The sequence below is a fragment of the Fulvimarina uroteuthidis genome, from assembly GCF_034321785.1.
GTDB lineage: Bacteria > Pseudomonadota > Alphaproteobacteria > Rhizobiales > Rhizobiaceae > Fulvimarina > Fulvimarina uroteuthidis.
On sequence record NZ_JAXLPB010000002.1, the window covers coordinates 970,146 to 991,011 of the forward strand.

General features: G+C 67.5%; 18 protein-coding genes. 9 read left to right on the forward strand and 9 right to left on the reverse strand.

Annotated elements, in window-relative coordinates; all coding sequences use genetic code 11:
• Window positions 1-2: 2 nt before the first annotated feature.
• The 4 genes from U0C82_RS09310 to U0C82_RS09325 are packed head-to-tail and all read left to right on the forward strand — an operon-like array spanning window position 3 to window position 3,647.
• Window positions 3-905, forward strand: a complete 903-nt coding sequence (locus U0C82_RS09310; protein ID WP_322186784.1) for a metal ABC transporter substrate-binding protein — start codon at window positions 3-5, stop codon at window positions 903-905.
• Window positions 890-1,858, forward strand: coding sequence for a manganese/iron ABC transporter ATP-binding protein (locus U0C82_RS09315; RefSeq protein ID WP_322186785.1), 969 nt, complete (start codon window positions 890-892; stop codon window positions 1,856-1,858). The genes U0C82_RS09310 and U0C82_RS09315 overlap by 16 nt, the downstream gene beginning before the upstream one ends.
• A 32-nt stretch (window positions 1,859-1,890) precedes the next feature.
• Window positions 1,891-2,769, forward strand: coding sequence for a metal ABC transporter permease (locus tag U0C82_RS09320; RefSeq protein WP_322186895.1), 879 nt, complete (start codon window positions 1,891-1,893; stop codon window positions 2,767-2,769).
• Window positions 2,766-3,647 (forward strand): metal ABC transporter permease, encoded by an 882-nt coding sequence (locus U0C82_RS09325; RefSeq protein WP_416186643.1) that lies wholly within the window; start codon window positions 2,766-2,768, stop codon window positions 3,645-3,647. Before U0C82_RS09320 ends, U0C82_RS09325 begins: the two co-directional genes overlap by 4 nt.
• Before the next feature lie 49 nt (window positions 3,648-3,696).
• Here the strand turns inward: U0C82_RS09325 and U0C82_RS09330 are convergent, their stop codons facing one another.
• Window positions 3,697-4,515 (reverse strand): HpcH/HpaI aldolase family protein, encoded by an 819-nt coding sequence (locus tag U0C82_RS09330; RefSeq protein WP_322186786.1) that lies wholly within the window; start codon window positions 4,513-4,515, stop codon window positions 3,697-3,699.
• A gap of 449 nt (window positions 4,516-4,964) precedes the next feature.
• On the opposite strand from U0C82_RS09330, the gene U0C82_RS19040 reads away from it, so the two are divergent.
• Together U0C82_RS19040 and cbiE are read left to right on the forward strand one after the other, a co-directional pair.
• The gene (locus tag U0C82_RS19040) at window positions 4,965-6,545 is read left to right on the forward strand and encodes a precorrin-8X methylmutase (protein ID WP_322186787.1); all 1,581 of its coding nucleotides are present in this window, start codon (window positions 4,965-4,967) and stop codon (window positions 6,543-6,545) included.
• Complete coding sequence (cbiE, locus tag U0C82_RS09340) at window positions 6,535-7,755, forward strand: precorrin-6y C5,15-methyltransferase (decarboxylating) subunit CbiE (RefSeq protein ID WP_322186789.1); 1,221 nt, start codon at window positions 6,535-6,537, stop codon at window positions 7,753-7,755. The genes U0C82_RS19040 and cbiE overlap by 11 nt, the downstream gene beginning before the upstream one ends.
• Before the next feature lie 186 nt (window positions 7,756-7,941).
• On the opposite strand, the gene U0C82_RS09345 is transcribed toward cbiE, so the two are convergent.
• Genes U0C82_RS09345 through U0C82_RS09355 form a run of 3 tightly spaced genes read right to left on the reverse strand, consistent with a single transcriptional unit; the run spans window position 7,942 to window position 10,574 of the window.
• On the reverse strand, window positions 7,942-8,121 hold the full coding sequence (locus U0C82_RS09345; protein WP_322186790.1) for a hypothetical protein: 180 nt from the start codon (window positions 8,119-8,121) through the stop codon (window positions 7,942-7,944).
• Window positions 8,121-9,119 (reverse strand): cytochrome d ubiquinol oxidase subunit II, encoded by a 999-nt coding sequence (gene cydB / locus U0C82_RS09350; protein ID WP_322186791.1) that lies wholly within the window; start codon window positions 9,117-9,119, stop codon window positions 8,121-8,123. Before cydB ends, U0C82_RS09345 begins: the two co-directional genes overlap by 1 nt.
• 21 nt (window positions 9,120-9,140) lie before the next feature.
• Window positions 9,141-10,574, reverse strand: a complete 1,434-nt coding sequence (locus U0C82_RS09355) for a cytochrome ubiquinol oxidase subunit I (RefSeq protein ID WP_322186792.1) — start codon at window positions 10,572-10,574, stop codon at window positions 9,141-9,143.
• A 529-nt stretch (window positions 10,575-11,103) separates the two neighbouring features.
• Here U0C82_RS09355 and U0C82_RS09360 point away from each other — a divergent pair.
• Window positions 11,104-12,690, forward strand: coding sequence for an ATP-binding protein (locus U0C82_RS09360; protein WP_322186793.1), 1,587 nt, complete (start codon window positions 11,104-11,106; stop codon window positions 12,688-12,690).
• A gap of 37 nt (window positions 12,691-12,727) precedes the next feature.
• Here the strand turns inward: U0C82_RS09360 and U0C82_RS09365 are convergent, their stop codons facing one another.
• The gene (locus U0C82_RS09365) at window positions 12,728-13,609 is read right to left on the reverse strand and encodes a DMT family transporter (RefSeq protein WP_322186794.1); all 882 of its coding nucleotides are present in this window, start codon (window positions 13,607-13,609) and stop codon (window positions 12,728-12,730) included.
• Between the two features lie 621 nt (window positions 13,610-14,230).
• On the opposite strand from U0C82_RS09365, the gene U0C82_RS09370 reads away from it, so the two are divergent.
• Window positions 14,231-14,686, forward strand: coding sequence for a hypothetical protein (locus tag U0C82_RS09370; RefSeq protein ID WP_322186795.1), 456 nt, complete (start codon window positions 14,231-14,233; stop codon window positions 14,684-14,686).
• A 72-nt stretch (window positions 14,687-14,758) separates the two neighbouring features.
• Here the strand turns inward: U0C82_RS09370 and U0C82_RS09375 are convergent, their stop codons facing one another.
• Both U0C82_RS09375 and U0C82_RS09380 read right to left on the reverse strand, forming a co-directional pair.
• Window positions 14,759-15,238 (reverse strand): low molecular weight protein-tyrosine-phosphatase, encoded by a 480-nt coding sequence (locus U0C82_RS09375; protein WP_322186796.1) that lies wholly within the window; start codon window positions 15,236-15,238, stop codon window positions 14,759-14,761.
• Between the two features lie 75 nt (window positions 15,239-15,313).
• Window positions 15,314-16,378, reverse strand: coding sequence for an MBL fold metallo-hydrolase (locus tag U0C82_RS09380; RefSeq protein WP_322186797.1), 1,065 nt, complete (start codon window positions 16,376-16,378; stop codon window positions 15,314-15,316).
• 284 nt (window positions 16,379-16,662) lie between these two features.
• Between U0C82_RS09380 and U0C82_RS09385 the strand changes: the two genes are divergently transcribed.
• The gene (locus tag U0C82_RS09385; protein WP_322186798.1) at window positions 16,663-18,051 is read left to right on the forward strand and encodes an MFS transporter; all 1,389 of its coding nucleotides are present in this window, start codon (window positions 16,663-16,665) and stop codon (window positions 18,049-18,051) included.
• A 77-nt stretch (window positions 18,052-18,128) separates the two neighbouring features.
• Here U0C82_RS09385 and U0C82_RS09390 read toward each other — a convergent pair whose 3' ends face one another.
• Window positions 18,129-18,878 carry an RlmE family RNA methyltransferase gene (locus U0C82_RS09390; RefSeq protein WP_322186799.1) on the reverse strand — a complete coding sequence of 250 codons (750 nt, stop codon included), beginning with the start codon at window positions 18,876-18,878 and terminating at the stop codon, window positions 18,129-18,131.
• Window positions 18,878-20,422, reverse strand: coding sequence for a Ppx/GppA phosphatase family protein (locus U0C82_RS09395; protein WP_322186800.1), 1,545 nt, complete (start codon window positions 20,420-20,422; stop codon window positions 18,878-18,880). Before U0C82_RS09395 ends, U0C82_RS09390 begins: the two co-directional genes overlap by 1 nt.
• Window positions 20,423-20,866 lie beyond the last annotated feature (444 nt).

Genomic DNA, 20,866 nt, shown 5'->3' on the forward strand with positions numbered 1-20,866 from the left:
GGATGCGGCAAGCGGCACTGGCGGCCTCGGCGATCGGCACGCTGATCGCGGCCTCGTTCGGTCTTGCCGCCTCCGCCGGGGCGCAGGACAAGCTCAAGGCCGTCACCACCTTCACGATCATCGCCGACATGGCCAAGAACGTCGCGGGCGATGCCGCGACCGTCACCTCGATCACCAAGCCGGGTTCGGAAATCCACAATTACCAGCCGACGCCCGGCGATCTCGTCGGCGCGATGGATGCCGACCTGATCCTTGCCAACGGCCTCGGCCTCGAACGCTGGTTCGAGCGGTTCCTGTCCAATCTCGGCGAGATCCCGACCGTGACCGTCTCCGACGGGGTCGAGCCCATGGGAATCTCCGAAGGACCCTATGACGGCAAGCCCAATCCGCACGCCTGGATGTCGCTCGACGCGGCCTTGATCTATGTCGACAACATCGCCGAAGGCTTTGCGAGCGCCGATCCCGCCAATGCGGAGACCTACCGGGCGAACGCCGCCGCCTACAAGGCCGAGATCGAGGCCGAGACCCGCCCCATCCGCGAACGCCTCGCCGCCATACCGCAAGACCGGCGCTGGCTTGCGACGAGCGAGGGTGCGTTTTCCTATCTTGCCCGCGATTACGGCCTGAAGGAACTCTACCTGTGGCCGATCAATGCCGACCAGCAGGGAACGCCGCAGCAGGTGCGCAAGGTGATCGACACGATCGCGGCGCAGGAGGTGGCGTGCATCTTCTCGGAATCGACCGTCTCGGCCGATCCGGCCCAACAGGTCGCCCGCGAGACCGGCGCGACCTATGGCGGCGTTCTCTACGTCGATTCCCTGAGCGAGGCGGGCGGTCCCGTGCCGACCTATATCGACCTCATCAAGACCACGAGTGAGACGATCGCTCAATGCTTGACACGGTGAGTTCTGCGGACAGGCCTGCGGTCGGTGCGGGGCCAGCGCCCGAGAGCGCGGCAGCGCCGCGGCGCCGGCCCGGCATTCGCGTGTCGAACGCGTCGGTCACCTATCGCAACGGTCTGACGGCGCTGAAATCGGCAAGCTTCGAAGTCCCGCACGGCTCGATCGCCGCCCTCGTCGGCGTCAACGGTTCGGGCAAGTCGACCCTCTTCAAGGCGATCATGGGGTTCGCGCCCCTGTCCGAGGGCCGTATCGAGATTCTCGGCACGAGCGTTGCCGAGGCCCTGCGCGCCAATGCCGTGGCCTACGTTCCCCAGAGCGAGGAAGTGGACTGGAACTTCCCGGTTCTGGTCGAGGACGTGGTGATGATGGGCCGCTACGGGAAGATGGGTTTCTTCCGCCGCCCCTCCAAGGCCGACCATGCAGCGGTCGCAGAGGCCCTTTCGCGCGTTGCCATGGCCGACTATCGCAAGCGCCAGATCGGCGAGCTTTCCGGCGGCCAGAAGAAACGCGTCTTCCTGGCCCGTGCGCTGGCACAGGACGGTCGGGTGATCCTTCTCGACGAGCCGTTCACCGGCGTCGACGTCGGCACCGAGGATGCGATCGTCAATCTCCTGCGCGAGCTTGCCGCCGAGGGTCGGGTGATGCTGGTGTCGACCCACAATCTCGGCTCGGTGCCGGAGTTCTGCGACTATACGGTCCTGCTGAAGCGCACGGTGCTGGCGAGCGGCCCGACGCGCGAGGTGTTCACCCGCGCCAATCTCGAAACCGCGTTCGGCGGGGTTCTGCGCCACTTCGACCTCGCGGTCGGCGACAATGCGGGCGCGACGGGCATCCTCACCGACGACGAGCGTCCCTTCGTCGTCTTTCCCGATCCTGATCCCGGAACCGATGTCGAGGCGGCGGACATTCGGTCCGCCCCCTCCGCCGGTCCGAAGGATGCCGGAGGCGCGCGGTGAGCGTCCTCCTCGAGCCGTTCCAGTACAGCTACATGGTCAACGCCATGGGCGTCAGCGCGCTCGTCGGGGCGACCTGCGCGTTCCTGTCGGCCTATCTGATGCTGAAGGGCTGGTCGCTGATCGGCGACGCGCTCTCCCACGCCATCGTCCCGGGCGTTGCCGGCGCCTACATGATCGGCCTGCCCTTCGCGTTCGGCGCGTTCCTGTCGGGCGGTCTTGCGGCGGCGGCGATGCTGTTTCTCAACCAGCGCACCAAGCTGAAGGAGGACGCGATCATCGGCCTGATCTTCACCTCCTTCTTCGGTCTCGGCCTGTTCATGGTCTCGCTGTCGCCGACCTCCGTCGACGTGCAGACCATCATTCTGGGCAACGTGCTGGCCATCACGCCCGCCGATACGCTGCAGCTGCTCGTCATTTCCGGCGTGACGCTCGCCGTCCTGTCGGCCAAGTGGAAGGATATGGTCGCGACCTTCTTCGACGAGAACCACGCGCGCACGGTCGGCGTGCGGGTCACCGCCATGAAGGTCCTGTTCTTCGCGCTTCTGGCGGCTTCCACCGTCGCCGCCCTGCAGACGGTCGGGGCGTTTCTCGTCATCGCCATGGTGGTCACCCCCGGCGCGACGGCCTACCTCCTGACCGACCGCTTCCACAGGCTGATCGTGATCGCGGTCCTCATCGGCGCGGGCACGAGCTTCTTCGGCGCCTATGCCAGCTACTTCGTCGACGGGGCGACCGGCGGCATCATCATCTGCCTGCAGACGCTGATCTTCCTTCTCGCCTTCGTCTTCGCGCCCAAGCACGGCCGGCTGGCCGCCCGTGCGAGGATGCGCGCGGCGCTCGACGAGGAGGCGAAGCGGGACGGGGACGGGGCGCCCGATCGGGGACACTTCGAGGCGAGGCCGGCGGCATGATCGGCATGCTGTTCGAGAACCCCCTGATGCCGTTCGCCTTTCCGTTCATGCGCGAGGCGATGCTGATCGCCGTTCTCGTCGCCGTGCCGACGGCGCTCCTGTCCTGTTTCCTGGTGCTGAAGGGCTGGTCGCTGATGGGCGACGCGATCTCCCACGCCGTCCTTCCCGGCATCGTCCTGGCCTACATCCTCGCCGTGCCGCTGGCGATCGGGGCCTTCGTCGCCGGCATGGTGTGCGCGGGCGCGACCGGCTACCTGTCGGAGAATTCGAGGGTGAAGGAGGACACGGTGATGGGCATCGTGTTTTCCGGCATGTTCGGCTTCGGTCTGGTGCTCTACACCAAGATCGAATCCGACGTTCACCTCGACCATATCCTCTTCGGCGACATGCTGGGCATCCTGCCGGCGGATCTTTGGCAGGCGGGCGTGATCGCGGCGGGAACGACGCTGATCGTCGCGGTCAAATGGCGCGACCTCCTGCTTCACACCTTCGACCCCTTGCATGCGCGGGCGATCGGCCTGCCGGTGCGGCTCATCCATTACGGGCTGCTGACGGTTCTGTCCCTCACCATCGTCGCGGCGCTGAAGGCGACGGGCATCATCCTGACCATCGCGCTCCTGATCGCGCCCGGAGCGATCGCCTATCTCCTGGTGCGCCGGTTCTCCATGATGCTTCTGACGGCGATGGCGATCTCCGTCGGCTGCTCCCTGTTCGGGGTCTATGTCAGCTTCTTCCTCGACAGCGCGCCGGCGCCGACGATCGTCCTGTCGATGACGATCGTCTTCATCGCGGCCTTCGTCTACCGTTCGGTCCTGCCGCAATCGGGGAGAGCGGCACGAGACATGTCCGACCCGCTTACCGTGCGCGATCAGGGTTAGGTCGGGATCGGCCGGCCGTCCGCCGTCTCGTCGCCCCTCGCACGCGCGCTCAGTAACCGCCCTGATCGTCGTCGCCGGCGCTCGCCGGCGCTTTCGTCGTCAGCGCCCGGAACCGCTCGACGCTGGCGCCGGCCGCGGCCGCCAGGAGCCGCGAGTCGCCCGAGACCGTCGTCATGTCGAAGCCCCAGCCGATGGCCCGGGCGGCATAGTCGGGCGTTCCGCAATGCAGCGCTGCGACCTTGCCGTTGTCCTTGGCCGCCTTCAGGATGCGCTGGATGATCTCGATCATCTCCGGCTCTTCCCGGTCGAAGCCGGGCGCAAGGCGCCCCTGCATGACGCCGAGGGTGAGGTCGGCCGGGCCGACATAAAGCCCGTCGAGGCCGGGGGTCGCGGCGATCGCGTCGAGGTTGGCGACGCCTTCGCCGGTCTCGATCATCGCGAAGGCGAGCACTTCGTCATTGGCCTCGCGCGCATAATCGGCGCCCGCCGCAAAACTGACCCGCGTCGGGCCGAAGCTGCGCTGGCCACGTGGCGGATAGCGCATGAAGCTTGCAAACTCCGCCGCTTCCTCGGCCGAATTCACCATCGGGCAGATCACGCCGTAGGCGCCGGCGTCGAGCGCCTTCATGACGATGCCGGGCTCGCGCCAGGGCACGCGCGCCAAGGGCACGACGCCGGAGGCGCGCATGGCCTGGAACATCGGCAAAAGGCTGGAATAGTCGAGCGCCCCGTGCTGGACGTCCACGGTCAGGCTGTCATAGCCCTGCGCGGCCATGATCTCGGCCGTGAAGGCGTTGCCGATGGAGCACCAGCCGTTCATGGTCGCCCGGCCCTCGGCCCATGCCTGCTTCAGCTTGTTCTTGATCATCCACCTCTCCAGGGATTTCACGCCGCGTGCCGGATCTCCCGCCTTCGTTCGAACGCAAGGGCGAGCTCCGTCTGTCGGCCTGTCCTAGCCCAGATCGTCACGCGACGGAAAGGGGAAGAGGCCAAACGGGCACCGGCGCGTTCGAGCCGCGCCTGGACGGACAAGGCACGGGGGCCGGCGTTCGAAACCGGGCGGGTCGCGCCTCCTCGCCAACGCGTGAAATCCGCGTTTGCGGCGAGGCCGCAACGGGCCTTGCCGCGCCAATCGGCGTGCGCGCTGCGATAGACACTGGACATTTGGCGGTTTTGCGCGATTCTTTGCGCCATGTGAGAAGAGTATGAGACGAGCGCCAGACATGCTCCGACCCTGAAATCCTGGCCGGAAAGCCCGATCCTTCGCGCGATCACGGGCTTGCCGACGTCCCCCGCGATAAGAAAGAAGCCGTCCCTTTGCCGCTTTTCGATGCCTATGTCGCGATCGACTGGTCCGCCGCCAACGTCCCCGCGGTCGGTGCCAACTCGATCTGGATGAGTTTTGCCGAACGCAAGGACGACGAGGTCCGGCTGATCGAAACCGTCAACGTCTCGACGAGAGCCGGCGCGATGGCCAAGCTCCGGCAGTTCTTCCGCGAGCGCCTGGATGCCGGCGAGCGCGTGTTCGCCGGCTTCGACTTTCCCTTCGGCTATCCCGTGGGCGGCGCCGAGGCGATCACAGGCGAAGCGTCCTGGGAAGCGCTCTGGAGCTATCTCGCCCGCAACATCCAGGATCTCGATTCCAACCTCAACAACCGCTTCGAGATCGCCGGCCGGCTGAACCGCGACAAGCTCGCCCATGCGCCCATGTTCTGGGGCCGGCCCGAATTCCAGGACATTCCGGGGCTGTCGCCCAAGCGGCCCGAGCCCTATCCCGATATCCTGCCCGAAAAGCGGATGGCGGAGATGCGCACCGCGCGCGGCCAGCCGGTGTGGAAGATGCACTATACGGGCAGCGTCGGAAGCCAGGCCATGACCGGCATCGCCCAGCTCGAGAAGCTGCGCCAGGACGACGAATTCAAGGAGCATATCGCGGTCTGGCCGTTCGAGACCCGCTTTGCCGATGCGATCGAGCGGCCGATCGTCCTGGCCGAGATCTATCCGAGCCTCTTCGACATCACCCGCGCGGGCGGGCGTCCGGTCGATGCCGACCAGGTCGAGACGCTCTCCCAGATCTTTGCCGCGCGCGACGTCCAGAACCGCTTCGCCTCCTTCCTCGCCGCGCCCTCCGATCTCGGCGAGGACGAGATGCGGGTGGTGCTGGGCGAAGAAGGCTGGATCACCGGCCTTGCCCAGACCCAGCCCGCGACGGGACAGATCGACGGTTCGGACGCGGAGACGCGCGCAAGGCGGCTCGATTACCTGCGCCAGCCCGACAGGATCTACGAGGAGAGCTTCCGGCAGATCCGCGAGGCCGTCGATCTCGCGCGGTTCGAGGAGGAGGCCCACGAACTCGTCATCCGCATCGTCCACGCCTGCGCCATGCCCGAGGTCGCGGACGGCCTCACCATCTCTGACGGCGCGATCGCGGCCGGCAAGGCGGCGCTTCTGGCCGGAAAGCCCATTCTGGTCGACGCCGAAATGGTCTCGCACGGCATCATCCGCGCGTCCCTGCCGCACGAGAACAAGGTGGTCTGCCGCCTCAATCTTCCCAAGGTGCGCGAGATCGCGGCGCGGGACGAGACGACGCGGTCGGCCGCCCAGGTCGAACTGTGGAACGATGTCCTCGACGGCGCGATCGTCGCCATCGGCAATGCGCCGACCGCGCTGTTCCGGCTGCTGGAGAAGATCGATGCGGGGGCGGCGAGGCCCGCTCTGATCATCGGGCTTCCGGTCGGCTTCGTGGGTGCCGCGGAGGCCAAGGCCGAACTGAAATCCGATCCGCGCGGCATTCCCTTCATCACCCTCGACGGGCGTCTGGGCGGCTCGGCGATGGCGGCCGCGGCCGTCAACGCCTTGGCGAAGGGCCTCGGATCCGGGACCGGCGATGACGGCTAGAGACGCCTGGCTGACGGTCATCGGGATCGGCGAGGACGGTCTTTCGGCCTTGTCCGACGATGCCCATATGGCGATCGCCGAGGCCGACGCGATTTTCGGCGGCGCGCGCCATCTCGAAATGCTCGGCCAGACCCGTTCCGAGCAGTTTGCCTGGGGATCGCCCTTCGAGCGCAATCTCGCTGCGATCGAGGCGCTGGAGGGCGAGAACGTCGTGGTGCTGGCGACCGGCGATCCGCTCTGGTTCGGTGTCGGGGCGACGCTGGCCAGACGCTTCGGCGAAAGCGCGGTTCGCGTCATCCCCTCTCTGTCGGCCTTCCAGCTCGTCGCCGCGCGTCTTGCCTGGGCGCTGCAGGATTGCGAATGCCTGACCGCCCACGGCCGCCCGATCGAGACCCTGGTCCGCTTCGCCGCGCCGGGCGCGAGGCTCATCGTCCTCACGTCCGGGGAGGATGCCCCGCGCGACATCGCCAGGCTTTTGACGGCGCGGGGCTACGGCCAGAGCCGGCTCGTCGTGTGCGAAAATCTCGGCGGATATGACGAGCGCGTGCGCACGGCGCTCGCGGCCGACTTCGACCTCGACGATATCGACCCGCTCAACACCGTCGCCATCGAATGCCGCGCGGGCCTTGCCGCGACGCCGCGTCCGAGCGTTCCGGGCCTGCCCGACGACGCGTTCGTCCACGACGGCAAGATGACCAAGCGGGTGATGCGCAGCCTCGCCATCGCGGCGCTCGCGCCGATCCCGGGTGATCTCCTGTGGGATGTGGGGGCGGGAAGCGGCTCCATCGGCATCGAATGGCTGCGCGCGTCCCCGCGTCTGTCGGCCATCGCCATCGAACCGCGCGAGGACCGCTGCGCGATGATCGCGGAAAATGCCCTGGCGCTCGGAACGCCCGACCTGACGATCGTGCGCGCGAAGGCCGCGGACGCCTTTGCCGATCTGCCTGCGCCCGACGCGGTCTTCATCGGCGGCGGCTTGACGGACGGGGTCCACGCGACCTGCTGGCAGCGGCTGAAGCCGGGCGGGCGCCTCGTCGCGCACGCCGTGACGCTGGAATCGGAATCGATCCTGATCGATCTCCACGCGCAGCTTGGCGGCGAGCTCCTGCGCATCGGCGTCGAGACGGTCGAGAAGGTCGGCCCCTATCGCGGGTTCAAGCCGTCGATGACGGTGATCCACTGGCACGTGACCAAGCCGCGACACCGCTAAGCGCCGGCCGCGCGAGCAAGGACGGTCTGCGCAAGGCCCGCCTGCGCAAGGCCGCACCCGGCGGATCGAACGCCGTCGGCGTCCCCTCAGGAGCGACGATGCTTCGGCGGTCTGATGCTTTGGCGGTCTTTTGAATTTTCACGCATCGGGGTTCCGAAAATCGATTCCGGTCTTCGGGCCGACGCGCTAGAGGATCACCGACCTGATGGCATAGGCGATGACGCCGAGGACCGAGACCCCTGCGATCCAGTAGAGGACGAACCAGCCGAGGCGGACCGGCAAAGAGGCCTGCGCCTCGCCGCTCTCCCGGCTCGCCTCGCGGCCGCCCGCCTGCTCGGTCTGCCCCCTCGCGGTGTCACGATCCATCAATGGTACCCCGCATCCTCGGACACTTTGCCGCGAAACACCCAGTAGGCATAGGCGGTGTAGAGGAGGATGAGCGGGATCAGGACGCTGGCGCCCACGAGCAGGAAGATCTGCGAGCTTTCGGGGGCCGCCGCCTGATAGATCGTGACGCTCGGCGGGATGATATAGGGCCAGAAGCAGATGCCGATGCCCACATAGCCGAGGACGAAGAGGGCGAGCGCGGAAAAGAACGGCCGGATCTCCGCACCGGTGAGCAGCGAGTGGAAGAGGCTGACGGCCGCGAAGGCGGTGAAGATCGGGACCGGCAGCACGTAGAAGAAGTCGGGAAAGGCGAACCAGCGCGCAAAGAACGCCTCTTCCAGGAACGGCATCCAGAGCGAGACGCCGCCGAGCGCCATCAGCATGAACACCGACAGGACGACCGCCTGCCTGCGCGCGACCCGCGCGACGTCCCCTTCGGTCTTCATGACGAGCCAGGTGGCGCCGAGAACCGCATAGCCGATGACGACGGCGAAACCGGTCGCGATCGAGAACGGCGTCAGCCAGTCCCACCAGCCGCCGGCATAGGCGCGCCCGTCGATCTCGATGCCCTGGACCAGCGTTCCGAGCGCGACGCCCTGCGCCATGGCCGCCGACACCGAGCCGATGAAGAACGACACGTCCCACAGCCAGCGTCCGCGCACCGTCTTGAACCGGTATTCGAACGCGACGCCGCGAAACAGGAGGCCGAGCAGCATGACGATGATCGGCGCGTAGATCGCCGGCATGATGATCGCGTAGGCCAGCGGGAAGACGGCGAAGAGGCCGCCGCCACCCAGGATCAGCCAGGTCTCGTTGCCGTCCCAGATCGGCGCGACCGAGTTCATCGCGACGTCGCGGTTCTTGTGGTCGCCGAGGAAGGGGAAGAGAATCCCGGTTCCAAGGTCGAACCCGTCGAGAATCACGTAGGCGATGACCGCGAATGCGATGATGAAGGCCCAGAGAACCGTAAGATCCATTGTCGACTGTCTCCTTTGGTTCTACTCGGCCGGGGTCTTGGCGAGACCGCCGCGTTCGTCGTCCTGGAGGGACTGCACGGGGGTGATGCCGGCGGTACGGATCGGCTGATGATCGGGCGTGTCGAGATCCCAGGGCGAGGGCTCCTTGGCCATCAGGCGCATGATGTAGAAGGTGCCGGCCCCGAAGAGCACGAAGTAGACGATGATGAAGGCGACGAGCGAGGTTCCGACCGCCTCGGCCGCTATCGGCGAATGGCTCTCGCTGGTCCGCAGCAGACCGTAGACCGTGAAGGGCTGCCGGCCGACTTCCGTGGTGATCCAGCCGCACAGGACCGCGACGAAGCCCATCGGCCCCATGGCCACCGAGGCGCGCTGCAGCCACTCGCTCTCGTAGAGCCGGCCCTTGTAGCGCGCATAGAGCGACCAGAGGCCGATGGCGAGCATGGCGAAGCCGATCGCGACCATGATGCGGAAGGTCCAGAACACGATGGGAACGGGCGGCCAGTCTTCGCGGGGGAAGGCTTCGAGACCCCTGATGTTGCCGTCGAGCGAATGGGTGAGGATCAGCGAGCCGAGATAGGGCACCTTGACCGCGTACTTCGTCTCGCCCGCCTCCATGTCGGGCAGGCCGAACAGGATCAGCGGCAGCGGGCCCTCGTCGTTCGCCTCGAAGTGCCCTTCCATCGCCGCGATCTTGGCCGGCTGGTGCTCGAGCGTGTTGATGCCGTGGAGGTCGCCCGCCATGATCTGCACCGGCGTGACGATGACGGCCATCCACATGGCCATGGAGAACATCTTGCGGGCGGCCAGGTTGCTGCGGTTGCGCAGCAGGTGGAAGGCGCCGACGCCGCCGACGATGAACGCCGTGGTGAGGTAGGCCGCGAGCACCATGTGCGCGAGCCGGTAGGGGAAGGAGGGGTTGAACACCGCCGCCCACCAGTCGGTCGCGATGAACTGCCCGGCCTCGTTCATGGCGTAGCCGGCGGGGGTGTGCATCCAGGAGTTGACCGAGAGGATCCAGAAGGCCGAGCCCAGCGTGCCGATGGCGACGACGATCGTGGCGACGAGATGCAACGTCGGGCCCACTTTCTTGCGGCCGAACAGCATGATGCCGAGAAAGCCGGCTTCGAGGAAGAAGGCCGAGAGCACCTCGTAGGCCATCAGCGGCCCGAGGATCGGCCCGGTCTTGTCGGAGAAGACGGACCAGTTGGTGCCGAACTGGTAGCTCATCACGATGCCCGAGACGACGCCCATGCCGAACGCCACGGCGAAGATCTTCACCCAGTAGCGGAAGATGTCCATGTAGACTTCGCGCTGGGTGATCGTGTGCAGGCTCAGCACCACGGCGAGGAACGAGGCGAGACCGATCGAGAACGCCGGGAAGATGATATGGAACGAAACGGTGAACGCGAACTGGATCCGGGCGAGGAGGACGGGGTCGAAGCTTTCGAACATGAGGCGGTCTTCTCAATGTCTACGGGATCGGCAGAGTGCGGGCCGTGGCCCGGTGCCTTACTCTAGATAGTGGTCCGGGGCCAACGGAAAATGCCTTGCGACGATTTAGTACGGCCGCCGACGCTTCGCCGAAATGCCGCGCCGGGCGGGTTATCCACAAGCCTTGTCTGTGGAAACAAGGCTTTCGATGCGGACGCGTACCGGCATCGGGTGCTAGGCAGGTTTCGTCGTCAGCGTGGTTGGTGGACCCCGTATCGTTCATGTTCATGGCGTGCGGAACGGCGCGAATTTCGGCAAAGTCAGTCCGGCCCTCATCGAACCTTCGCAAGGTTCGGGAGGGTCGTTTCGTTCATGACGGTCCGTGACGGTCGCGAACGAGTTGTGGATCGTGGCGACGGGCGCGCCCTCCTGGTCGTTCTCCCGTGCTAGACGATGGTTTCGAGGTTCGAGTCTCGCCCGTCGCGCGTTCTCGTCGCACGCGCGACCCTGTGCCATTGTCGTTTCGATCCGTTTCAGGGAGCCCGCTCACGTGACCGTCGCCGTTGATCTTGGAACGACCCATGCCGGCAATCCGGCCGAGCTCGACCTCGAGGAGCTGTTGTCGACCCGGCTGCTCGTCCAGGGCAATTCCGGGTCCGGCAAGTCCCATCTCCTGCGCCGTCTCCTGGAAAGGAGCGCGGGCTGGGTGCAGCAGGCGATCATCGATCCGGAAGGCGATTTCGTCACCCTCGCCGACCGGTTCGGCCATGTGGTGGTCGATGCCAACCGCACCCCCAACGATCTCGCCCGCATCGCGAACCGCATCCGCCAGCACCGCGCCTCGGTGGTCCTCACTCTCGAGGGCCTGGATGCGGACGTCCAGATGCAGTGCGCCGCGGCCTTTCTGAACGGGCTCTTCGACGCCGACCGCGCCCACTGGTTCCCGATGCTGATCGCGGTCGACGAAGCCCATCTGTTCGCGCCCGCCATGGCGGGGGAGCATTCGGACGAGGCGCGCCGCGCCTCCCTCGGCGCCATGACGAACCTGATGTGCCGGGGCCGGAAGCGGGGGCTCGCCGGCGTCATCGCCACCCAGCGCCTGGCAAAGCTCGCCAAGAACGTCGCGGCTGAAGCCTCGAACTTCCTCATGGGGCGCACCTTCCTCGACATCGACATGCAGCGCGCCGCCGATCTCATTGGCATCGACCGGCGCGGCGCCGAACGCTTCCGCGATCTGGAGACCGGCAGCTTCATCGCACTCGGCCCCGCCCTGTTCCGCCGCCCGACCCCGATCCGCATCGGCTCGGTCGAGACCTCCGCGCGCTCGGGCCGTCCGGTGCTGATGCCGATGCCCGACATCGCGCCCGACGATCTGGCCGACCTGGTGCTGACCCCGTCCGAGGAGGAGCGCGCCGCCGAGGCAAGGCCCGTGCGCCGCAGCCTGATCCGGCCCGAGCCGGCGGCCGGGGCCCCGGCGCGGCCGGCGGCCGCGTGCGACATGCCGCGGGTGGAGACGAGCGAACTCCTGTCGAGGGTCGCCCATTCGGCCCCCGCCAACGATCCGGCGCCTGCCGACGACGAGGACGATCGCAGCCCGGCGGAGCGCGCCGAGGCGGTCGACCGGATCTTCGCCGACATGCTCGACGATCCGGAGGCGGCCTTCCGTCCCGTGCCGGTTCTCTACCAGGAGTTCCTCACCCATTGCCGCCTGAAGCGCCTGCGCGGCGCCGAGACCGACATGGGAGCGTTTCGCCGGCGCCTTTCCCTGGCGCGGGCCGGCGTCTCGGGCGACGAGACCGACGGCGAGTGGGCAGATGTCGTGGCCCGTTCGGCCGAACTGCCCGAAGAGATGCAGGGCGTCTTCATGATGCTGGCGCGCGCGGCCCGGGACGAGGCGGAATGCCCGCCCGACGAGGATCTCGCCATGGCCTATGGCAGCCATTCGCCCTCGCGCGGGCGGTTTCTCCTGTCGTTCATGGAAGAGCGCGGGCTGATCGCGGTGGAGAAGGACTTTCGCGGCAACCGCATCGTCTCGATCAACGCCACCGGCTGGCGCACCAGGCTGCCCGAAGTCACCCTCGACACGCTCGACGAGGCAAGGATGCGGCGCGCCGCCAGGCTGGCGAGGAAGGCCTGATCGGCACGGGACGCGCTGGTTTGGCCGCGACGGCGCGTCAGCGGTTGCGGATGAGCGGGGTCCGCTGCCACCAGCGCGTCTTCTTGCGCTCCCGGATGAAGGTGAAGAGCCCGGACGTGGCGATCAGGGCCATGCCGGCATAGGCGATCGCGTCGGGAAATTCGCCGAAGAACAATGCGCCCAGGACCGCCGCCCAGACGATCTGGCTGTATTGCACCGGGGCGACGGCGGACGCCGTGGCCAAGCGTGTCGCGAAGACGAGGCCGGTCTGGCCGAGACCGACGCAGAGCCCGCCGAATGCGAGAAGCCAGAGATGCGGCGTCGGATCGGCGAAGGTCGGGATCATCAGGACGCCGTTGGCGAGCACCGCACCCACCAGCACCGCGCCGATCAGCGTGACGCGCCGCTCGGTCGGCCCGATGATGCGCAGGACGATGACGGTGCCCGCCCCGCAGATCGCGCAGGAGATCGCCGCGAAATGGCCGGGCAGGATGGTCTGGAACCCGGGGCGCACGACGAGAAGGACGCCGGCGAGCCCCACCAGCACCGCGCTCCAGCGCCGCCAGCCGATCGTCTCCTTCAAGAAGAGGGCGGAGAACACCGTTACGAAGATCGGCAGGAGGAAGATCAGCGCATAGGCTTCGGCCAGCGGCAGGGTCGTGAACGCCACCACCGCGCTCATCATGCCGACGACGCCGAACAGGACGCGAAGCGCGAGAAGAAACGGTCGGCTCGGAACGAAGACGTCTCGCCAGCGGTCCTGCGGCGGCTTGGTGAAGGCCGCCGGAATGAAGGCGAAGAGCGACATGAAGAAGCCGATCTCGAAGATCGGAAGCCCGTCGCCGAGTGCTTTCGTCGCGGCATCGCCGCAGGCGAAGGCGAAATAGGCCGCGAACGCGAGGAGAATGCCGGTTTGCATGGGATGTCGAAACTGCCGCGAAAAATGCCGATCGGCCCGCACTAGCCCCATTCGCGCTGCGGCGACAGGGCGCGGGCGGACAAGAAAGGTTGACGCGACCGGATCCCGGGTGCGCGGCGGCATGTCCGATGCGGGCTTCGGACGGGAACGGCGGACATGAAAAAGGACGGCGAGGGGGAAGCCGTCCTTTTTCAACTGCGGGGTCTTTTCGCGATCGAGGGGGATGATCGCTTGGGGTATCTGGTTAACACTGCCGGCGAAATTCGGTTCCGGCACGTTTCGAAAAAAATCAGACAGACCGCCCGGTCATCGTTCGACAGGGTGCGGCCCATGTCTGGACATCGTGCTGGAGAGATCCGGCATTCCAGGCCTCCCGCGCCACCGCCGAGGCCAAACGGGCGACCGACACCGGTACCTCTTGCGCGATTTTTCTGCTAGCCTCTTCCCCAGCGACTACGGCTTCGGACATGGGGCATGCCGGCATTGAGAGAATTCTCCCTTGAAGACATGACTGTCCGTCATGCGGGCAAAAGCGAAACCTCTGATTCGGGTGTCCCGCCGGCAACACCGGCACGGTTTTCGGCCGAACTTCTGGTGCGCGGCCAATCGGAAGCGCGCCGCATGATCGACGCCATCGCGCCGACGCATATTCTGTCGATCACCCTGCCGGGCCGGTCCTATCTCGGACCGACCGGGTTTCCCTCCGACAGGCATCTGTTCGTCAGCTTCGACGATGTGGACGACGTGGCGGCGTCGAACGGGCCCGACGAGGACATGGTGCGCCGCATCCTCGACTTCGCCCGCGCGATTCCGGCCGACGGCAAGCTCCTGATCCATGGTCTCCTCGGTGTCAGGCGCTCCGCGGCGGTCGCCCTCGGCCTCCTTGCCGATCGCCTTCCGCCGGAGGAAGCCGCACAGGTCCTGACGCGGTTCTGCAGCCAGCCGCCGGATCCCCAGCCCGGCGTGCTCGCTTTGTTCGACGGCGTGCTAAGCCTCGACGGTGCGCTGGTCGCGGCGTCCTCGAACCGCTTCGTGCAGGGGCGGAACGCCATTCGCCGCCGGTCCGCCGACGTCTGATCGCCCGCCCCGCCCTTCGACCGCACCGTCACGGAAATCGAAAGCCGGCGGCGATGTCCGCCGGATCGGCCGTCAGGGCTTTCGTTCGCCCCGAAGCGCGGCGGCAAGGCCCTTCGCGCCCGCCGTCACATCGGTCCAGGTCGTCTCGAAGCCTTCCGCTCCGCCATAATAGGGATCGGCGACAGGGTCCCCGCCGCGGCCGTCGACATGATCGAGGAGCAGGCTGAGTTCGGCGGTCGCATCGTCCGGTCTGAGGGCGCGCAGCCCATCGAGATTATCGCCGTCGAGCGCCACGATATGGGTGAAGCGGTGGAAGTCGCGGGGCGAAACCTGCCGGGCCCGATAGGCGGAGATGTCGGTGCCGTGACGAAGCGCCACCGCGATCGCGCGCCTGTCGGGGGGATTGCCCACGTGCCAGTCGCCGGTGCCGGCCGAGGCGACGCGCGCATCGAGCCGAAGCCGGTCCGCCTCGAGCGTGAACGCGGCCTCGGCGAGCGGGGAGCGGCAGATATTGCCGAGGCACACGAACAGGACCGAAGGAGTCTTTGCCATCGTCGCGTCCGTCATTGCGTCCACCATCCTCCTGCCCGCCTTTTCCGGCCTCCTGCGGCGCGGATTCGGACGCGCCTACTCGCCGCCCGCCGCCTCGTTCGCCACGGCGAGCTGATAGCTTTCCGGGATGTAGCGAAAGCCGCCATCGGCCATCCGTTCGACATAGCCGACCGCCGGAAACGGCATGTGATAGCCGATGAACGGGATCCGCTCGTCGGCGATCCGGCCGAAGACCCGTTCCCGTGTCTCTGCGGCCCGTTCCTTGTCGATATCGAACCTCACATGCCATTGCGGCCTTTGCAGCGAGGCGACGAAGTGGTTGGCCGTGTCGGCCGTCAGCATCAGGCGCTGGCCCTGCGAGGCAATCTCGAAGATCATGTGCCCCGGCGTGTGGCCGGGAGCGGCGATCGCGGTGATGCCGGTCACGACCGCCTCGCCGTCGCTCACGAAGGTGAACCGGTCCTTCAGCGGCACGAGAAGCTTGGCGACGAGTTCGGCATTGCCGGCCTGCGGGCCGCTCGCGGCCTCCTGCGACGTCCAATAGTCCCACTCGGCCTGTCCACCGACATAGCGGGCGTTGGGGAATACGGGGGTTCCGTCTTGCCGGACGAGGCCCTGAATGTGATCGCCGTGGAAATGGGTGAGGACGACGATGGTGACGGCGTCGGTCCCGTAGCCGGCCGTCGCCATTCGCTCGACCAGCTTGCCGAGACCGTTCTCCCGGCCGCTTTCGCCGAAGCCTGTATCGAAGAGGACGAGATTGTCGTCGAGTTCGACGAGCGTCGGCGCGAAGGTCGAGACGATGCGGGTTTCGGGCAGGTAGTTCGCGCGCATCAAGGCGGCCATGGCACTGGCCTCCTGATCCATGCCGAAGGTCGGGTGGGGTCCGTCGCCGGGACGCTCCCCATCGAGCACGGTCGTCACCCGTGCGGCGCCGAGATCGAACCGCGCCCAGCCCGGCGTGTCCATCATGGCGCGGTTCGTGTCGGCTTCGGCGTCGGCCACGGCATCCGTGTCCGATGCGTCCTGCGCGCGGGCTGATACCGACAGTCCGGCGGCGGCAAGGCCCAGTGTCGAGCCGGCGGCGAGCGCCTGGCGGCGGGTAAGGCGGGTCGAGGCTTCGGTCTGTCGATCGGTCATCCGGTGTCTCCCAGGGTTCGATGTCTCTTCGGCGCTGCGTCGACGGGCGGCAGCTTTCGCGCATCATCCGCAAGAATGGCGCCGCTGGAGCCCGGCGGCAAGGCATCCTCGGGCAATCGTGATCGGCCTTCGGGATCGTGCCATTCACCGTTCGGTCGTTCGCGACGGCGTGTTCTCCCTATCGTTTCGCGAAATCCGACCTATGTTCGCCGACAGTTCCCAACGGTCCAGCACGACCCACGCGTCGACCTTCGATGCCGCCGGATGTTTCAGGAGTGTCCCCTGTGAAACGGATTGTCCCGATCGTCCTGGCCGTCGCGCTTTTCATGGAGACGATGGACGCGACTGTGATCGCGACCTCGCTGCCGGTGATCGCCGCCGATCTCGGTACCAGCCCGATCGCGCTGAAACTGGCGCTGACGAGCTATTACGTGTCGCTGGCGATCTTCATTCCCGTGTCGGGGCGCCTTGCGGACCGGTTCGGGGCCAAGAACGTCTTCCGGCTGGCGATCTTCGTCTTCATGCTGGGCTCGCTCGCCTGCGCGCTCTCCTCCTCGCTCGAGGCCTTCGTCGCCTCGCGCTTCCTGCAAGGTGTCGGCGGGGCGATGATGACGCCGGTCGGGCGGCTGCTTCTGGTGCGCGCCGTCCCCAAGGCGGATCTCGTCGGCGCGATGGCCTGGTTCACCATTCCCGCGCTGATCGGCCCGCTGATCGGTCCCCCGCTCGGCGGTGCGATCGCCACCTATTCCGACTGGCGCTGGATCTTCCTCATCAATCTGCCGATCGGCGTCATCGGCATCGTGCTCGCGACGCGCTTCCTGCCCTTCGTCGCGCGGGTGCGGGACGTCTCCTTCGACTGGCCCGGTTTCGTCCTGTCCGGCTTTGCCTGCGCCGGTCTCGTCTTCGGCTTTTCGGTGGTGTCGCTGCCGGCGCTGCCACCGGTGGTCGGCGTCGTCCTGATCGTTGCCGGCACGCTCGCGGCCCTTCTCTACGTCCGCCATGCAAGGCGCGCCGCAACGCCGATCCTGAAGCTGACTCTGCTGAAGATCCCCACCTTGCGCGTCAGCATCGTCGCCGGAACGTTGTTCCGGGTCGGCACCGGCTCGGTGCCGTTCCTCCTGCCGCTGATGCTGCAGATCGGCTACGGCTATTCTGCGCTTCAGTCGGGGCTCGTCGCCAGCGCGTCCATGGGCGGGGCGATCCTGATGAAGTTCCTGGCGAAACCGGTCCTGAAGCGCTTCGGCTTCCGGTCGACCCTCGTGGTCTCGACCGTCACCGGCGGCGCGCTGATCGTCGCGATCGGTCTCGAAACCCTCGCCGGATCGATCACCGCGCTCGTCTGCCTGCTGCTCGTGGGCGGGTTCTTCCGCTCGCTCTTCTTCACGGGCATCAACACGCTCGGCTTCGCCGATCTTTCGACCAGGGAGACCGGCGATGCCACCGCGATGATGGCGGCCACCCAGCAGGTCTCGATCGCGTTCGGCGTGGCGCTGGCCGGCACCATCCTGGAAGCGGGCATGGCGATCGCCGGGGGAACGGTTCCGCAGGTCGCCGACTTCGCCATCGCCTTCACGGTCGCAGGTCTCCTGATGATCACCGCCGCCGTGCCGTTCCTCGGCCTGTCGCGCGAGGCGGGAGACGAGGTCGCCGGCCGGTCCTTCCCGGCCGCATAGGACAGCCGCGCCGACCGCGCGGAGCCGGTGGGATCGGCCGGCGTGACGGCGCGAAGCCCGTCCGCCTCAGGCGCGTGTCAACCGAGCGGCCCGGCTTCGGCATCGTCCGGATCGCCGGCCTCGTCCCCGCCCTGCGACGGGCGGGCCTTGCGGCCCTTGAAGTCCTTGGCGAGAAGATAGAGCTCCACCGATCCGTCCCGGCTCGCCGGCGGCTTGACATGGTGGATCGTCTTGAAATTCTGCTTCAGGAGGTCGAGCAGGTCGCGCTCGGTTCCCCCCTGGAACGTCTTGCACAGGAAGTGTCCGCCCGGAACGAGCGTGCGGATCGCGAAGTCGGTCGCCACCTCGACGAGATGCATGGTGCGCAGATGATCGGTCTGGCGATGGCCGATCGTCGGCGCCGCCATGTCCGACAGGACGATGTCCGGCGGGCCGCCCAGCGTCTCGATCAGGCGATCGGGTGCGTCGGCGTCGAGAAAGTCCATCAGCAGGATCTCGGCGCCGGCCACCGGGCCGACCTCCAGATAATCGATCCCGACGACGCGGATATCGTCGCTGGTCGAGCCGGTGCGCTCGACCGCGACCTGGCACCAGCCGCCGGGCGCGGCGCCCAGATCCACGATGCGCTGTCCCGGCTTCAGCAGCTTGTAGCGGTCGTCGATCTCGATCAGCTTGTAGGCGGCGCGCGAGCGGTAGCCGTCGGCCTTGGCCTGGCGAACGTAGGGGTCGTTCAGCTGGCGTTCGATCCACCGGCGCGACGAGGCCTTGAGGCCGCGCTTCTTCTTGACCTTCACGTAAAGACCGCGTGGGTTGTTCTCCTTGGCCATCAGGCGCTCCGTCTGGCGGATCGGTCGGAGCGGCGCCACACCCGGTCCGCGATCATCATTTCGATCAGAAGTCCCTCGCGAAGGCCGCGATCGGCGACCCGCAGGGCGCGCGCCGGCCAGATCCGCCGAATGGCCTCTAGAATGGCGCAGCCGGCGAGAACCAAGTCGGCGCGGTCGCTGCCGATGCAAGGGTTCGCGACCCGTTCCTCAAAGCTCCAGCTCAGGATTTTCGCCACGAGCCGGTCCGCATCGTCGCGCGTCAGCCAGAGACCGTCGACCTGGCGCCGATCGTAGCGTTCGAGATTGAGGTGGATGCCGGCCAGCGTCGTGACCGTGCCGGACGTGCCGAGCAGGTGGAAGCCCGGCGTGTCGATCAGATCGTCGAGCTTCTCGCGCCCCGGAAAATCCTCGATCAGGTCGATCGTCTCCAGGATCATCGTCTCGAACAGCTCGGGCGTCACGTTGCGTCCTCCGTGCCGTTCGGCAAGGGACACGACGCCGACGGGCAGAGACGTCCAGCCGACGATGCGGTTCGCGAGCTTCCGGATCGGACCGTCGCGAAGGTCCAGCAGCGCGATCTCGGACGAGCCCCCGCCGATATCGAAGAGGACGGCGCCCCGCGTGCCGGCCTCGATCAGCGAGCCGCAGCCCGAGACGGCGAGGCGCGCCTCGGCCTCGCGGCTGACGATTTCGAGATCGAGCCCGGTTTCGCGCCCGACCCGTTCGATGAACTCTTCGCCGTTGGCCGCCGCGCGGCAGGCTTCGGTCGCGATCAGCCGCATGCGCGTCACGTCCCGCGCCGCAAGCTTTTGCGCGCACACGTTGAGGGCGGCGACCGCCCGGTCCATCGCGCCCTTGGACAGGGACCCGGTTCGCCCGAGGCCCTCGCCGAGACGAACGATGCGCGAAAACGCATCGATGACCCGGAACTGGCCGGGGCGGGTGGGGGCGGCCATCAACAGGCGGCAATTGTTGGTGCCGAGATCGAGGGCCGCGTAGATCGGGCTCGGCGTCGCGTTCTGTGCCGCGGGCCTGCGGGACCCGGCGCCGGCGCTCGCACCGACGGGTGCCTGCCGGCCGTTCGCGTCCGGCTGGCCGTCCGGCACACGGGTTCGGCCCTCGTCGGCCGCGCGATCGTTCGGCGCCGCGTGAGGGGATGGCGATGCAGACGGAGACGCCTCGGCCTTGCGATTGCCGCCGCGCGAACGGCTGCGCCGCATCTTGCGCATGCCGCGCTGGCCCGGCTCGCGGGCATCGGCTCTCTGCCCGGCGGGCGGTTCGGGCTTTTCGGCCGGGGAAAGCCCGGCCTTTTGATCACGCCTGTCGGCGTCCCCGCCTTCCGCAAAGGCCGGTGCGGCATCGCGCGAAGCGGCGATCTTGCGGCGGCGACGCTTCTGGCGTTTGGAGAGCCGATCCTTGCCGTCCGCCTCCGCCCCGGCGTTTGCGTCGTTGACGCCGGCTGTCGGCGTCCGTTTCGGGCCACGGGGTCGCTGCCGCGCGGAACCAGGGTTCGCATCGTTCTCGAACTGCTTCGGCCCATCCATGGCGCCGGGCTGTCTTGCAGACACCACGCCTTGCGGAGCCGAGCCGCGCCTCCGGTCGGGTTCGTCCTTGCGAGACTCACCCGCGCGATCACGTTCGCGGCGGGCCTGCTCGTCATGCCGCATGCGCGGGCCCATGGATGGGGTCAGGTCGCGCTCAGCTGTGTCTTTGGACGATCGACGGTGGCGGTTCCCTTCATTCCCGCTTCTCAACACTTCTCTCCGGCGCCCGGGCCCGCACTCGGCGGACGGCGCCTCAACTGTCTTTTGTCACCGGAGAGTGTACCAAGCCATGGCCGGGAAACAAGGGTGATTGTCGCGCCGGCCCGACAGGGGAGCGACGAAGGCGCGCAGCGCGCACCGGACCGGTGCGTGCGGCGGCATCGAAGCCGCGCGGCCTCGAGAGACGCAGTCCGATCTCGGGACCGCCCCTTCCCGGGACCGCCG